The organism is Marinifilum sp. (genome assembly GCF_965230805.1).
Classification (GTDB): Bacteria; Bacteroidota; Bacteroidia; order Bacteroidales; family Marinifilaceae; genus Marinifilum.
Map to the genome: position 1 here is coordinate 2,743,175 of NZ_OZ246019.1, position 15,881 is coordinate 2,759,055.

Here is a 15,881-nt window from a genome sequence, read left to right on the forward strand (position 1 = left end):
ACGATACTGCAAATGGATGCTTTGATTCAATTGGATAAAGATCTTTTTATATGGCTGAATAGTCATAATTCTTCATTTTGGGATGTTGTAATGATGTTTTTTACCCGAAAAGAATTTTGGATTCCCTTATATCTGTTGTTTTTGTACCAAATCTACAAAGTAAAACAAAAAGAAGCATTTTGGTGGATTTTAGGCGCATTCGTGTTAATATTTCTTTGCGATCAGATTTCAACTCAGCTCTTTAAAAATGTTTTTGAACGATTTCGACCAAGTCATGACCCTAGTTTGGAAGGAATCGTAAATTTGGTTAGTGGATACAAAGGCGGTAAATATGGATTCGTGTCGTCGCATGCTACAAATTCCTTTGGATTTGCAATTTTTACATCACTGCTATTTAGAAATAAGTTATACACATTTTTCATATTTACTTGGTCCATGTTGGTGATTTACACCCGTATTTATCTTGGCGTTCATTTTCCGGGCGATGTAATTGGGGGAATGATACTTGGCTTAATTCTGGGATATGCCGTTTATCGATTAACTCATTGGTTTACCAACTGGCGTAAAGGGCCATTAACACGGAGTAGAAGAAACCTTCAATCTTTATCTTATGCTTCAGCTTGGTTATTAATAGGAGTTGCTTCGGTTGAAATGATTACCATTTGCTTGGTGGTGAAAAAGTTATTGAAATACGGTTTGTTCTAGCAAGCTGAGCAAATGCTTATTTATTAATAAACTCAGATTTCGAAAAAATCAAGGAAATTTGCTCTCAGAAATTCAGAGAACTACAAGTTTTGTCAATTCTAAGACTCGCGTTTATTTGGAATGGTTTTGATTTTTAATGCATTTAAATTGATTTTTAGCGAAATAAGTTTTCCTATTGTTTTCTGAGTGTGTGATTATAACTGTCTTTCAATAGGCTGTTGATAAACTACTTTATAAGGAATCGTTCTTTTAGCTATATTTGTAAAAACGCAAAATTTTCATGACTGCAAAATATTCTGAAGACTCAATACGTACGCTTGATTGGAAAGAACACATCCGAAAACGTCCTGGTATGTACATCGGGAAATTAGGCGATGGTTCTTCCCATGATGATGGTATTTATATTTTATTAAAAGAAGTAATTGATAACTCCATTGACGAATTTGCAATGGGTATTGGTAAATCTATTGAAGTTACCATTACTGATCGTAAAGTTGTTGTTCGTGATTACGGACGTGGAATTCCTTTGGGTAAAGTAATCGACGTTACTTCTAAAATGAATACCGGTGCCAAGTACGATTCAAAAGCTTTTAAAAAGTCGGTTGGATTGAATGGTGTAGGTATTAAGGCTGTAAATGCTTTGTCTGATGATTTTGTGATTGAATCGTTTCGAGAAGGAGAAGTTAAAAAAGCTCAGTTCTCAAGAGGGGTTCTTCTTAACGAAGAAGAAATTCAGTCAACAGCGGAAAAGAATGGTGTAAAAATTACCTTTCATCCTGATGAGGAGATGTTTCCGAATTACAGATTTATTTCGGAATACATCCAAACTATGCTGAAGAATTACGTGTACCTGAACGCAGGTCTTTCGATATTCTTTAATGGAGAAAAATTCCTTTCCAGAAATGGGTTGTTAGATCTTTTGACGGAAAATATGAATTCAGAAGGTTTGTACAATATTGTTCATATGAAAGGCGAAGATATTGAAATCGCACTTACTCATGGGCGTCAGTATGGAGAGGAATACTATTCTTTTGTGAATGGACAGCATACCACCCAAGGAGGTACACATCTGGCCGCATTTCGCGAGGCTTTGGTAAAAACAGTTCGTGATTTTTATAAAAAAGATTTCGATACCTCAGATATCCGTACTTCAATTATTGCAGCCATAAGTATTAAGGTGGAAGAGCCGGTTTTCGAATCACAAACCAAAACCAAGCTAGGGTCAAAAGATATTGGTCCCAATGGTCCTTCAGTCCGTAATTTTATTATGGATTTTGTGACTTCAAATTTTGATAACTATCTGCATAAGAATCCAGAGGTAGCAGATATTTTACACAAGAAAATTCTCGAAAACGAGAAGGAGCGTAAGGCTATTTCCGGAATTAAGAAAATAGCAAAGGAGAGAGCCAAAAAGGCAAGTCTTCACAATAGAAAATTGCGGGATTGTAGAGTTCATTTCAATTCTAACCACGAATTAAAATCAGAAACTTCCATTTTTATTACCGAGGGTGATTCGGCAAGTGGATCGATAACAAAATCAAGAAATGTAAACACGCAGGCTGTGTTTAGCTTGAAGGGAAAGCCATTGAATACATATGGTTTGACCAAGAAGATCGTTTACGAAAATGAAGAATTTAATTTGCTGCAAGCAGCCTTAAATATTGAAGATGGTATGGAAGGATTACGTTACAACAACGTAATTATTGCAACAGATGCTGATGTGGATGGTATGCACATCCGGTTGTTGTTAATCACCTTTTTTCTTCAATTCTTTCCTGATTTAGTAAGGGGAGGACATCTTTACATTTTACAAACCCCTTTGTTCAGGGTTAGAAACAAGAAAAAAACTTACTACTGTTATTCTGCAGAGGAAAGAGAAAAGGCAATGAAGCGTTTGGGCGCGAAACCTGAAATTACCCGATTTAAGGGTTTGGGTGAGATTTCTCCCGACGAATTCAAAAACTTTATTGGAAAAGATATCAGGCTTGACCCTGTTGTAATGAAAAAGGATGATTCTGTTTCAGGAATGTTGGAATTCTACATGGGAAAAAATACACCGAAAAGGCAGGAATTCATCATCGACAATTTATACGTTGAGAAAGACGAGTTGTAATTCTTGCTTGACCCCAATCAGCAAATCGAAGAACTAAAATCATAAACCCAAAAAATCTCTATGAGTAGCGAAGAGAGTCAAGATATGGAGAACCCGGAGGAGTTGGAAAATGAGTTGAATGGTAAGTCAGAAGCCATGAGAAATGTTACTTACCTATCAGGTATGTATCAAGATTGGTTTCTTGATTATGCATCATATGTAATCCTTGAACGTGCAGTACCTTATGTGAACGATGGACTAAAACCTGTTCAGCGAAGGATTTTGCATGCCATGAAACAATTGGATGATGGACGTTACAACAAAGTAGCAAACATTATTGGTAACACCATGCAGTATCATCCCCATGGCGATGCATCTATTGGTGATGCATTGGTTCAATTGGGACAAAAAGATTTGTTAATCGATACTCAAGGGAACTGGGGTAATATACTTACAGGTGATTCCTCTGCAGCCCCTCGTTACATAGAGGCTCGTTTATCGAAATTTGCCTTAGAGGTTTTATTTAATCCGAAAACCACCAATTGGAAACTCTCTTACGATGGTAGAAATAAGGAACCTATTACACTTCCGGTTAAATTTCCATTGTTGTTGGCACAAGGAGTAGAGGGGATTGCTGTGGGATTGGCTTCTAAGATTTTACCGCATAATTTTAATGAGCTGCTTCAGGCTTGTATCGCTTATTTAAAAGGCAATGAATTTGAGCTTTATCCTGATTTTCCGACCGCCGGAATGATAGAGGTGAGTCGTTATAACGATGGTTTAAGAGGAGGAGCAGTAAAAGTTCGTGCGAGAATCGAGAAGCTTGACAATAAGACATTAAAAATTTCTGAGATTCCATTTGGTAAAACAACGTCGAGTTTAATTGATTCCATTATCAAGGCCAACGAAAAAGGGAAAATCAAAATCAAAAAGATCGACGATAATACAGCTGCCAATGTTGAGATTCTAATTCATTTGGCAAATGGTATCTCTTCGGATAAAACCATTGATGCATTGTATGCATTTACTGATTGTGAAACTTCAATATCACCAAATGCATGTATTATCGAAGATGATACACCAAAATTTATTGGTGTATCGGAAATTCTGAAACGATCGGCAGACAATACAGTTGCGCTCTTAAAACTTGAGCTGGAAATTCGCAAGCGTGAATTGGAAGAGGCTTGGCATTACGCCTCTCTAGAAAGAATTTTCATAGAGAATAGAATATATCGTGATATTGAGGAATGTGAAACTTGGGAATCGGTTCTGGAGACTATTGACAAGGGATTAAAACCTCACACAAAACATTTAATGCGAGCGGTTACCCAGGATGACATCATTCGCTTAACAGAGATCAAAATCAAGAGAATCTCCAAGTTTGATATCGACAAGGCGAAAGATTTTATTCAGTCTATCGAAGATGAGATTGAAGAGATTAAGGTTCATATTGCCAATATCATTCCTTTCACAATTCGTTATTTCCAGGCAGTAAAGAAGAAATACGGAAAAGGAAAAGAGAGAAAAACAGAGATCAGAAACTTCGAGAATATTGTTGCAACTAAGGTTGTTGTGGCAAATCAAAAATTGTATATCAATCTTGAAGATGGTTTCATGGGAACCAGCTTAAAGAAAGATGAGTATGTTTGCGATTGCTCTGATATAGATGATATTATTGTTATTCGAAAAGATGGAACTTATTTTGTAACCAAGGTTACAGAAAAATCATTCATTGGAAAGAATATATTGCACTTAGCTGTTTTCCGTAAAAACGACAAAAGAACCATTTATAATGTCGCTTATCGCGATGGACGAGGTGGTATTTGCTATGTGAAGCGTTTTTCAGTTACCAGTATTACAAGGGATAAGGAGTACGATCTAACAAAAGGAACAGCTGGGTCCAGAATATTATACTTTACTGCCAATCCAAATGGCGAGGCAGAGGTGATTCGTGTAGTTTTAAAACCAAAACCAAGGTTAAAGAAATTAAACTTTGAGTTTGATTTTGCTGACTTAGCGGTAAAGGGTCGTGCATCTAGGGGAAATATACTTTCTAGAAACGATGTGCATAAAATTACCTTAAAACACGAAGGAATTTCAACTCTTGGCGGCCGTAAGATATGGTTCGATCCGGATGTGCTCCGTTTGAATACCGATCAACGTGGCGATTTCCTTGGAGAATTTCTGGGTGATGACAGAATACTTGTCATAAGCAGACCCGCATCTTTTCATTTTACCAGTTTTGATTTGAGCAATCATTACGCAGATAACATCAGTATTATTGAAAAATTTGAGGCAGAAAAAGTGTGGTCAGCAGTATTCTACGATGCCGATCAGGAATATTGGTATTTGAAACGCTTTACCATGGAAGGAAATGGTAAGCCAATTGGTTTTGTTGGAGATAATCCTGATAATAAATTGCTGATTCTTACTGATGAAAAATACCCTAGGTTCGAAATTTCGTTTGGAGGCAAAAACGTAGACAGACCAAATGAAATTATAGAAGGAGAAGAGTTTATTGGAGTTAAATCTTATAAGGCAAGAGGCAAAAGAATAAGTATTTATGAAATTGACTCTATCAAAGAGATTGAACCATTACCACGCGAAGATGAAAGCACAGAAGAAGAGATTGATACGCTTGAGATAAACGAATCCGAGGACAAGGAGAGTGATGATCAAATAGAATTAAAGTTGTAATCATGAGGGTGTCGAAGGCACCTCTTTTTTCTTAGAAGGATGCGATTATTTATAATAGGATATATGGGATGTGGAAAATCCAGATGGGGTAAAATGATTGCCAGTCATTATGGACTTCATTTTATTGATTTGGATAGGCATATTGAGGAAAGAGAAGGAATGACTATCCCAGAGATATTTGCAGAATTTAAAGAAGAAGGATTCAGAGAAAAGGAATGTGCAGCCTTGCAATCAATCTCGAATTATGAGGATGTAATTGTAGCTACAGGAGGTGGTGCACCTTGCTTTAAAAACAATATGCAGATAATGAATAAACTAGGAGAAACACTTTATATTGAAGGGACTCCCGAATTATTAAGAGAACGGATTGCCAGCTCAAAAACAGAAAGACCACTGGTCAAAAATCTGTCACATGAAGAACTTCTAGTGTATATTCAAAATCATCTCGAATCAAGAAAAGCATTTTATGAGCAGGCTAAGCATAAAATCATTTCCGGAGATCTAAAATTGGACGATTTTATTCTGCTGTTAGATGCAGTGATAGACTCTTCAAATTGCTAAGTTTGAATTCACCTAAGCCGTGGATTTATTTTATTTAGAATTTAGAGGTTATCCAAGGCTAACAATAGAATCATTCCGATATTTTTTAAGGAAGAATAAACTCAAAAGGACGAAAAAATGAGACTTTTCTCATTTAATACTGCTATAATCCTTTATTGCATTACTATGCCTAACAAATTAAACATTAGTCCTTCACTTGCCTGCCAAAATGATTCAGATTCGATTAGCAAGCCATCCATATTAAATATTAGGGCTTTAATCCTACGGCAATTTTAATCTTTTTTTAACTTTACAGATCTTATCAAATTGTTAATAATTGTTAAATCGCCTTGTGCTTCCTTATATAGGAGTCGATTTTTTTAAATTTGTTAGATATCAATTAATAAAATTATCTGGTATGGATATAGTCGTTGAGCACTTAACTAAAAGATATGGACCTCAAAAAGCTGTTGATAACGTATCATTTCGGGTAAAAGCAGGCGAGGTGTTAGGTTTTTTAGGTCCAAATGGTGCCGGAAAAACAACAACAATGAAGGCTATTGCTTGTTATATCAATCCTGATGAAGGAGATATAAAAGTTGGAGGTTATTCGATAAAAGAGCATCCTGAAATAATTAAAACAAATATTGGTTATTTGCCTGAAAATAATCCTCTTTATCAGGATATGAATATCATTGATTTTCTTGAATTTATCGCTAAAATTCATGGAATTCCCAAGTATATCATTCCTGAAAGAATATTGGATATGGTTAGAATCTGTGGACTTGAAGGCGAGAAACATAAATTGATTAGTGAATTATCTAAAGGATACCAACAAAGAGTTGGTTTGGCACAAACACTTATTCATGATCCTGAAATTTTAATATTGGACGAACCTACTACAGGTTTAGATCCAAATCAAATTGTTGAGATTAGAGAATTGATCAAGAGAATCGGGAAGGAGAAGACAGTTATTTTAAGTTCTCATATTTTAGCGGAGGTGGAGGCTACTTGCGATCGAATTTTAATTATTAATAATGGACGAATTGTTGTTGATGGTACAGCTGAAGATTTACGAAAACAAGCTGCTGGAAATGAGATTCTAAGACTTGGAATCCAAGGGGGAGATATTAATGATATATTTGACCATTTAATCGGTCTCGAAACCGTTGAAACTGTAGACTTTCTGGATGTTGGTAAACAGTTGTTCGAGGTACAATCTAAAGAAGAAGAAAGCTCAGTAAAATCCATTTTCGATCTTTGTGTGCAAAACAATTATTATATTTCAGAACTAACACCTACTGAAAAAAAATTAGAAGATATTTTTCGTCAACTAACTCTTCATTAATAGAAATATGAAGCAAATTTTACACATCGCAAATCGTGAATTAAATACATTTTTCGATTCCTTAACAGCTTATGTACTAATTATTATTTTTCTTGGCTTTAGTGGATTCTTCACATGGATTTATGGTGCAGATGTATTCTTTCTTGGTCAAGCCAGTTTAAGCACTTTCTTTACAGTTGCATATTGGAGTTTGTTTATTTTTATACCTGCATTAACCATGAGATCCATAGCAGGTGAATTGAAAGCTGGTACCTTAGAACTCCTACTTACCAAACCAGTAAGTGATTGGCAGTTAATATTGGGTAAGTTTCTGTCAACTTTCTTTCTAATTGGGATTGCACTTACACCTACTTTGTTTTATTATTTTACTTTATGGGCAATAGGTCCGGTAGACCATTCTGCAATTGTACTTGGTTATGTTGGTTTATTATTAATGAGTATGGTGTATATTAGCATTGGATTACTTACCAGCTGTTTGTTTTCAAATCCAATTGTTGCATCACTCACAGCGATATCTATTGGGATTTTTTTCCATATTATATTTGATGTTTTGGCAGCAAATTTCGTTGGCTTTGCTGGTACTTTGTTTAGCTTTTTAAGTCTGTCTACACATTTTGAATCAATTACTCGCGGTGTGGTCGACACTAAGGATTTGATTTATTTTTTTTCTATTGCTTTCTTTTGCTTGTACTCATCAAAGATGATTCTGGCAAACAGAAATCTACAAGTTTAATTGATAGATACATTGTATGATTAAAAAGAAGAAAGTTGTATACAGTATTTTAGTAGTAGCAGGCATTTTGGTCGTGCTAAACTCATTGTCTTCTGTGTTTTTTCTAAGAGCTGATTTTACGGAGGATAAAAGATATACTCTGGATCGATCAACTAAGCGCATCCTAAGCGAGGTTAACGAACCCATAATTATTACTTTATACATTTCAGATGATTTGCCTCCTGATGTTAACAGGACGGTTCAGGATTTTAAAAACCTTCTGACTGAGTACAATCATTACAGCAAGAGGAAGATCTCATTCGAATATGTAAATCCTAATAAAAATGAAGAATTAGAACAAGAAGCAATAGAAGCAGGCATAAATCCTGTTCCGTTAGAGATTAGGGAAAAAGATCAATTGAAAGTGCAACGTGTTTTTTTAGGTGTTGTTATTCAGGTGGGTGATGAGTTTGAGCCCATTCCATTAATTAAGCCTGGAATTGCAATGGAATACGCTCTTTCGACGCTTATTAAAAGGCTAACTATTAGAGATAAACCTCAAATTGGGTACATAATGGGGCATGGTGAACCTGAGTTCGCCACCATTGAACAAGTATTGGATGAACTTACTATTTTATATGATGTTAAGCCGGTCTACCTATTGTCCGAACCGGATTTACAAAAGTATAAATGTCTAATGCTAATAGGACCAACAGGTACTATTTCTCCATCGCAATTGGGTAGTTTAGATAACTATTTGGAAAAGGGAGGTTCTTTAATGATTGCTATGGAGCGGGTGAGGGGTATGCTTAATGAAGGAATTGGTGTATCTGTAAATACGGGTTTAGAAAAATGGCTCGAACAAAAAGGTTTGTATGTTGAAGATTCCTTTATTGTTGATAAAAAGTGTGGTACTGTTACCGTTCATCAGCAAGGTTTTTTCTCATTCCCTCAGCAGATAAATTTTCCATTTTTGCCCGTAATTTCCAAATTTACAAATCACATAATTACTGATGGAATTGAAACCCTTATATTGCAATTTGCTAGTCCAATAAAATATGTAGGAGATACAGTAATGAACTACCAACCTTTGGCTTATACCTCAAAAATATCTGGAAAATTAAAGGCTCCAATTAGTTTTAACATTGGTCGGCAATGGAGAGCTCAAGACTTTTTGTATCCTGATTTAACGGTGGCTGCTGCTCTGTCCGGTCCCATGGGCGGAACAGCTAAAGCTAAGATTTGCTTGATTGGAGATGGAAATTTCATAGTTAATGGATTTGGAGCCAATAAGATATCAATTCAACAAGATAATATAAACCTTTTTGCAAATGCAATCGACTGGCTTTCCGATGATTCTGGATTAATGAGTTTAAGAACAAAAGGAGTTTCTTCACGACCTTTACGAGAAATTACAGAAGGAAAGGTATTCTTGATTAAATACTTTAACTTCTTGGTGCCAGTATTTCTATTGATAACTTATGGAGCTATTAGATTCAGACGAAGGAGCATTAAAAGAAGTAAACGAATGCGGCCAGGATTTATAAAGTAGTAAAGATTTGTTCCCGGCTTCCGGCAAACCGGGGAAGGTTTTACCGGAAGCTAATTAGCATATCAATGAATTGGGAAACAAATAAAAACACAGGTTTTTATTTTCCGAAGGCAATTTAATTATACTAAAATGAGTAATCAAAAAAAATCTACCCATATCTTACACAAAGAGAATTCTAAATGGTGTAAGTTGCAGATTATTAATTTGATCTGCTACCGTAAGCTTGTGTAATTTGGAGTCTATCTAAATAACGTAAGTTCGACGTAAAATTCTATCCACAGAAAGTTATATTTGCGATAGATTTGCATTAAAAATTTGGAAAGAATAGCGTGCTATTTTGAGGAATTTTTAATTTGAAGATGTCGTAAAGAGAACTTTCCATTATGTGTTTGCCTGCTTTCGGCATAAATTTCCTCAAATCTTCTTGAAATATCCCGATATTCCTTTGAAAATTTGAGAAAATTTCTACTCAAAATCAGATCAAACTGTGAACGAATTTTACGTCGAACTCGCGTTAAATAGTGTAGATTCGATCTAAATTTTTATTTACAGATGTTGCAAAGAAAATTTTCCAGTAAGGCTGTAACTCATTTTGAATGATATTTATTTTAGGGCAATACTGGTGCTAAAATAAACATCATAAAAGCACAAAAAAAGCGAAGATTACTCTCCGCCCGTCTAGGATCTATTTTATATAAATTAGCTTTTTCTTTTAATTCTTAATTTTTGACCTACTTTTAAGCTTCGAGCATCTTTTATGTTATTTAATTTCATGATGTCATAGTTAGATACCCCTGGGAATTTCTTGGCAATTGTCCAGAAATTATCGCCTCTGCGTACTGTGTAATAGATGTATGAGCCATCGTATTTTTGCGTAGAAGTAATATTTGTTGCACTTTTCTTTGTACTTGCTGATTTACCCAAAGTAGCTTGTTTTTGGACAAAGTTCATTTGATTAAAATTACTGTAATATGCTAGCTTGGATTTAGGCACATACACAACAAGCTTTTGTCCTACCTTAATTAAGTTTCTTCTAATGTTATTCCAATAACGCAAATCGGAAGTTCTAACGTGAAACCACGATGCAATAAGACCAACAGCATCTCCAGGTTTTACTTTATAATATACTTTAGCCTTGTTTTTAGGTGCTACATGGGCAAATCTCTGATATCTATCCCTAGGGTTAACAACCTTGTCTTTTTGACTGAAATAATAATCTTTTTTATAAGAGAAAATAGAATCTTGCAAGTCAATGAACTTCGATGTAAATTCTAATGGAAGTTTAAGCGAATAAGCTTTATCTCCTGGTAAAATATCTGCTCTATATTGTGGATTTAAATCTCTTAGTTGTTCTTTAGGAATATTGATCACTTTCGAAACCTGATCAAAATGCAGAGTTTCATCAATCATTAAAGTGTCGCAAGCTATTGGGAAATTTGATTTTTTCGGATATAAATTGTGTTCTTTGTGATAATTAAAAGTATAAATTGCTGCTATGAAAGCAGGTACGTAACCTCTTGTTTCACGAGGGAGCCTATAATATATATCCCAATAATTTCTTTTGCCTCCACTGCGGCGAATGGCTTTATTTACGTTACCGGGACCACAATTGTAGGCCGCAATTACCAAATGCCAATTGCCGTAAACCTTATACATATCCTTTAAGTACTTCACAGCAGCATAGCTCGATTTAATTGGATCTCTTCTTTCATCCACAAATGAGTTGATATTCAGCTTATACATTTTACCTGTTCCGTACATGAATTGCCAAAGGCCACTTGCACCTGCACGTGACAATGCTTTAGGATTTAGTGCCGATTCAATTATTGGAAGGTATTTTAATTCTTGGGGAAGCCCTTCCTTATCCAGGATTGCTTCAAAAATAGGGAAGTAATATTCCGATAATCCCATCATGTATTCAACTTGAGATCGTCTTTTCTCAGAATACAATTTGATGTAATTCTCAACGATTTTATTGAAGGATAGATCAATTAAGGAAGGAACTGCTTTTAATCGATTGATGTAGACAGAATCGGAAAGAGCTATGTTAGAATTAAGCTTTTTAGTACTGTATTGTGAATCCGTATGTTCAATATACCAAAGATGAAGTAAACTATCCAAATTATTTGAAAAGTTGGGATTTATAATATCATTTAGATCGTATCGAACATCCACATTGTTTAGCTTTAAAAATGCTAAAGTGTCAGATTCTATTACTGGTTCATTTTCGGCAGTTTCCTTATAAACTGTATCTATAGTAGGTAGAACACTTTCGGTTGCTACCGGCATTTCTTGCTTATTTTGAGTGGCATTTGGCTTAATGGTACTACATGCCAATGTAGTTCCCAATAAAAGAACTGGTATATATATTTTTCTTCTCATTTTCTCTATTCTAAAAAGTAATTTGGCATCTAAATCCTAAAGAGTTGCCGGTAAATGCTGAATAGCTAACAGCAGGTTCAACTCTTAGTGTAAGTTCATCGTTTACATTAAAATTCATCAAGTGAGCGTCAATAGCTGCATCAATGATATTTAATACGTAAACACCAGCTAAAATGATATAGCTTAGGTCTCTGTCGTGTTTATAGGAATCTTTTCTATTCTGGAGTTGAGTTTTAAACCATTGATCAGTTCTGCTATCGGAATTGTCCCAGTCTCTATCCAGTATTTTCTGATAAGAGTTGGCTGTTGGCTTAGGTGTTTGACTTTGTTGTTCTTCAGGAAGATTCTTCCATTCCAGAAATATAGAAAAGTCGCGAAAAGCATTTTTATTTTCTTTAAATCTTTTTGTATTCCAATCGATGGCATAAACGGTTGCTCCAATTCCTGCATAAAGAATAGGAATTTTCCAGTATTTTTTATTGTATGCCTGGCCTAAACCGGGTAGCATAACTGAATACATTGTAGCTTTATGAGGCGAGTGTACCTTAGTACTCGATTCCACTTGCACGGTATCAGCTATAATTTTCTGTGCCTGCACTCTTAAAGGCCGGGCAAAGAACATCACACACAATACCGCCACTAAACCAAAAAGTGGGCGTAATTTGTTCAATTTGTATTGCTTTAATATTATTACTATTTACGAATTCATTTGATCCATAACGGCCAAAATGCGCTCTAAATCATCATCTGATTTAAAAGGGATAATTATTTTTCCTTTGCCGTTATTTGTGCGTTTTAAATCAACTTTAGTTTTAAAATGTTGAGAAAGGTGATCTTTCAAAGACTCATATTCTTCAGGCAAGGAAGTTTTCGTTGGAGCTTTTTGCTCATTTTTCCCATTGTTTAGTTCACGAACCAATTCCTCTACTTTTCGAACAGAGTAATCGTTTTGAACTGTTAATTGAAAAATTTCAAGCTGCGATTTAGGGTCGTTAATATTAACAAGAGCTCTGGCATGACCCATAAGAAGTCTTTTGTCTCGAATTCCTTTCTGAATTTCGGCAGGCAACTTTAGTAATCGTAAATAGTTAGATATGGTGGAGCGTTTTTTTCCAACGCGTTCGGATAAACTCTCTTGGGTTAGTTTAATTTCATCAATTAATCGTTGGTAACTAATTGCAATTTCAATTGAATCGAGATCTTCACGTTGAATGTTCTCAACTAATGCCAACTCCAACATCTTGTCATCATCGGCAAGTCGAATGTAAACGGGAACTTTTGTTAATCCAGCAATTTTTGCTGCTCTAAATCTTCGTTCCCCAGCAATAAGTTGGTAAGAATTATTATTGATTTTGCGCACAGTTAGTGGTTGAACAATGCCCAGTTCTTTAATTGATTGGGCAAGTTCATTCAAAGCTTCTTCGTCGAATTTTGTTCTAGGTTGATAAGGATTGGCTTCAATTTTAGAAATTTCAATCTCATTACTTAAATTTCTTTCTGATTTTGCCTGTACTTCATCAGCATCGTCAATTAGTGCTCCTAATCCCCTTCCTAATGCGCTTTTCTTTGCCATGTTACTCTTTCAATATTATATTATTCGCTGATAATCTTTTCTTGATTACTTATTTTAGTCATGTTGTTATTTTGCAACAATTCACGGGCTAAATTTAAGTAATTAATTGCACCTGCCGAATCAGCATCGTAAAGAATTGCAGGTTTACCATAGCTAGGTGCTTCTCCAAGTTTGGTATTGCGTTGTATAATGGTTTCAAATACCATATCTTGAAAATGCTTTTTAACCTCGCTAACTACCTGATTTGATAATCTTAAACGACTATCGTACATGGTTAAAAGGAAACCTTCGATTTCCAATTCGGTATTTAAACGGCTCTGAATGATTTTAATCGTGTTCAAAAGTTTGCCAAGACCTTCCAAAGCGAAATATTCACATTGAACAGGAATGATAACAGAATCGGCAGCTGTTAGTGCATTTACTGTTATCAAACCCAGGGATGGAGAACAGTCGATCAGAACAAAATCATAATCAGAACTAACTTGCTCTAACACCTTCGAAAGAATTTTCTCACGATTCGCCAAGTTTAGCATTTCAATTTCAGCACCAACCAAATCAATATGAGAAGGAATAATATCAAACCCTTCAATATCACTTTTAAGAACTGCTTTCTTAGGATCTATCCCATCTACTATACATTCATAAATGCTTTTCTCAATTGAACGTACGTCGAATCCTATTCCTGATGTAGAATTAGCCTGTGGATCAGCGTCAACGATCAAAACCTTATATTCCAAAACGGCAAGGCTCGATGCCAGATTGATAGCCGTTGTGGTTTTTCCAACCCCTCCCTTTTGGTTCGCCAGAGCAATAATTTTAGCCATAAACAATTCGTATTACAAGGATTTAAATTTAAATGATTTGATGTTGTCCCAAAGATACAATTTTAAGCGACATTTAAAATCTTGAGTGCCTCTAAAATAGCCATTGATTGATCTTAAATTTTCAACATATCTATGGGTCGAGATTGTCAAATCGAAGAATAATGAACTTCCTAAACATCAGTTGTTTTCATAATTAATTCCTGTTCCTCCAAAGAAATTAAGCCTGTGCAAATAGTTTAATGCTTTCTTCCAGCAATTTTTTCTTTTCAATTGGCACAACAACTGGAATTTCACATACAATACCACCAGCCAGATTAGATATTGCAGCTATATCTTTGGCTTCCATTCCTGCAGCTAAACAAAGAGTTGCAACGCTAATAACAGTATCACCAGCTCCTGAAACATCTGCAATTTCACGAACAACGGCGGGAATGTGCTCATATGTACTTTCGTTGCTAATAAAAACGCCAAGTTCCGATAGAGTTATCAACAGTTTGTTAATATCCATTTCTTTTTGGAACTTTTTGGCTTCGCTAAACAATCCTTCAATATCTCCTTTTTCAAGATTTAGATTCGATCCTTCGACAAACTCCTTAAAATTGGGTTTGAATAGCGTAACGTTTTTATAATCTGAGTAATGTCTCTTCTTAGGGTCTACAAGGACAGGAATATTTTTTTTGTTTGCAATGGCTGTAATCTCTTCAATTAGCTTCTTAGTAATTACTCCTTTGTCGTAATCTTCGAAAACCACTGCGTGAATTTCCTGCTTCCCGATTAAATTTTTGATGTGATCGATAAATTCAAATTCAATTTCATCGGCTAATTCGTGGGTATCTTCTTCGTCGACACGAATCATGTGCTGGTTGTCGCTAATAAACCTCGTTTTTACCGTTGTTCTTCTATGTTTACTCGCTATGATTCCAAACTGTTCCTTTTGTATTTCGGTTAAGAGTTCTAAGAATTCTTTCCCTTTCTCGTCGTTTCCTATCACCGAACAGAGTATAGGATTGGCACCCATCGATTTAATATTTAATGCAACATTGGCTGCACCACCTAATCTGCTTTCGCGATTCACGCAAGAAACGATTGGTACAGGTGCTTCAGGCGAAATTCGTTCTACCTTACCCCATACATAGGCATCAACCATTACATCTCCAATAATAAGGACATTATAATCAGCAAAACTTTCGAAAGTTTTTTCCAGTTCAATTTTCTTCACGATGATTCGATTTTCGAAATTATGAGGGCAAAGATAAACAAATTCGCTTGTTCGGGAACAGGAACAATTTTCCTTATGATTTTTTAACACTTGAGTTCTGCACTTGGCATTTGCATTTCAGAATCGCTAGTCCTGATTTGAAATCAGGGCTTTCGGAGCTCAGGATTTTTAATTCTAAAAATTTAGATTTATCTATCGGATCCTCAAAAACACGTAAATCTTGTAAAGGATGCGTGT

The 15,881-nt window shown here is 35.3% G+C and carries 12 protein-coding genes; 7 read left to right on the forward strand and 5 right to left on the reverse strand.

Annotated elements, in window-relative coordinates:
• Positions 1 to 12 precede the first annotated feature (12 nt).
• The 7 genes from ACO05S_RS10970 to ACO05S_RS11000 all read left to right on the forward strand — a co-directional run bounded on the left by ACO05S_RS10970 (position 13) and on the right by ACO05S_RS11000 (position 9,646).
• Complete coding sequence (locus ACO05S_RS10970) at positions 13 to 705, forward strand: phosphatase PAP2 family protein (protein ID WP_421918058.1); 693 nt, start codon at positions 13 to 15, stop codon at positions 703 to 705.
• A gap of 280 nt (positions 706 to 985) precedes the next feature.
• A complete protein-coding gene (locus ACO05S_RS10975) occupies positions 986 to 2,818 on the forward strand; it encodes a DNA topoisomerase IV subunit B (protein WP_421918059.1) in 1,833 nt (610 codons plus the stop codon).
• 60 nt (positions 2,819 to 2,878) lie between these two features.
• Positions 2,879 to 5,494: a DNA gyrase/topoisomerase IV subunit A gene (locus ACO05S_RS10980; RefSeq protein WP_421918060.1), complete on the forward strand. Its 2,616-nt coding sequence runs from the start codon at positions 2,879 to 2,881 to the stop codon at positions 5,492 to 5,494.
• A gap of 39 nt (positions 5,495 to 5,533) precedes the next feature.
• A complete protein-coding gene (locus ACO05S_RS10985; protein WP_421918061.1) occupies positions 5,534 to 6,055 on the forward strand; it encodes a shikimate kinase in 522 nt (173 codons plus the stop codon).
• 397 nt (positions 6,056 to 6,452) lie between these two features.
• Positions 6,453 to 7,382 carry an ATP-binding cassette domain-containing protein gene (locus ACO05S_RS10990; RefSeq protein WP_421918062.1) on the forward strand — a complete coding sequence of 310 codons (930 nt, stop codon included), beginning with the start codon at positions 6,453 to 6,455 and terminating at the stop codon, positions 7,380 to 7,382.
• Between the two features lie 7 nt (positions 7,383 to 7,389).
• Positions 7,390 to 8,115: an ABC transporter permease subunit gene (locus ACO05S_RS10995; RefSeq protein WP_421918063.1), complete on the forward strand. Its 726-nt coding sequence runs from the start codon at positions 7,390 to 7,392 to the stop codon at positions 8,113 to 8,115.
• Positions 8,116 to 8,131: 16 nt separating this feature from the next.
• A complete protein-coding gene (locus ACO05S_RS11000; protein WP_421918064.1) occupies positions 8,132 to 9,646 on the forward strand; it encodes a GldG family protein in 1,515 nt (504 codons plus the stop codon).
• A 699-nt stretch (positions 9,647 to 10,345) separates the two neighbouring features.
• On the opposite strand, the gene ACO05S_RS11005 is transcribed toward ACO05S_RS11000, so the two are convergent.
• The 5 genes from ACO05S_RS11005 to ACO05S_RS11025 form a co-directional block, all read right to left on the reverse strand.
• Entirely contained in the window at positions 10,346 to 12,028 is a 1,683-nt protein-coding gene (locus tag ACO05S_RS11005; protein ID WP_421918065.1) for a transglycosylase SLT domain-containing protein, read from the reverse strand.
• 10 nt (positions 12,029 to 12,038) lie between these two features.
• Complete coding sequence (locus ACO05S_RS11010) at positions 12,039 to 12,698, reverse strand: DUF5683 domain-containing protein (RefSeq protein WP_421918066.1); 660 nt, start codon at positions 12,696 to 12,698, stop codon at positions 12,039 to 12,041.
• A 27-nt stretch (positions 12,699 to 12,725) separates the two neighbouring features.
• Positions 12,726 to 13,601, reverse strand: coding sequence for a ParB/RepB/Spo0J family partition protein (locus ACO05S_RS11015; protein WP_421918067.1), 876 nt, complete (start codon positions 13,599 to 13,601; stop codon positions 12,726 to 12,728).
• 20 nt (positions 13,602 to 13,621) lie between these two features.
• Complete coding sequence (locus ACO05S_RS11020; protein ID WP_421918068.1) at positions 13,622 to 14,425, reverse strand: ParA family protein; 804 nt, start codon at positions 14,423 to 14,425, stop codon at positions 13,622 to 13,624.
• Positions 14,426 to 14,642: 217 nt separating this feature from the next.
• Positions 14,643 to 15,644: a bifunctional heptose 7-phosphate kinase/heptose 1-phosphate adenyltransferase gene (locus tag ACO05S_RS11025; RefSeq protein WP_421918069.1), complete on the reverse strand. Its 1,002-nt coding sequence runs from the start codon at positions 15,642 to 15,644 to the stop codon at positions 14,643 to 14,645.
• Positions 15,645 to 15,881: the final 237 nt, after the last annotated feature.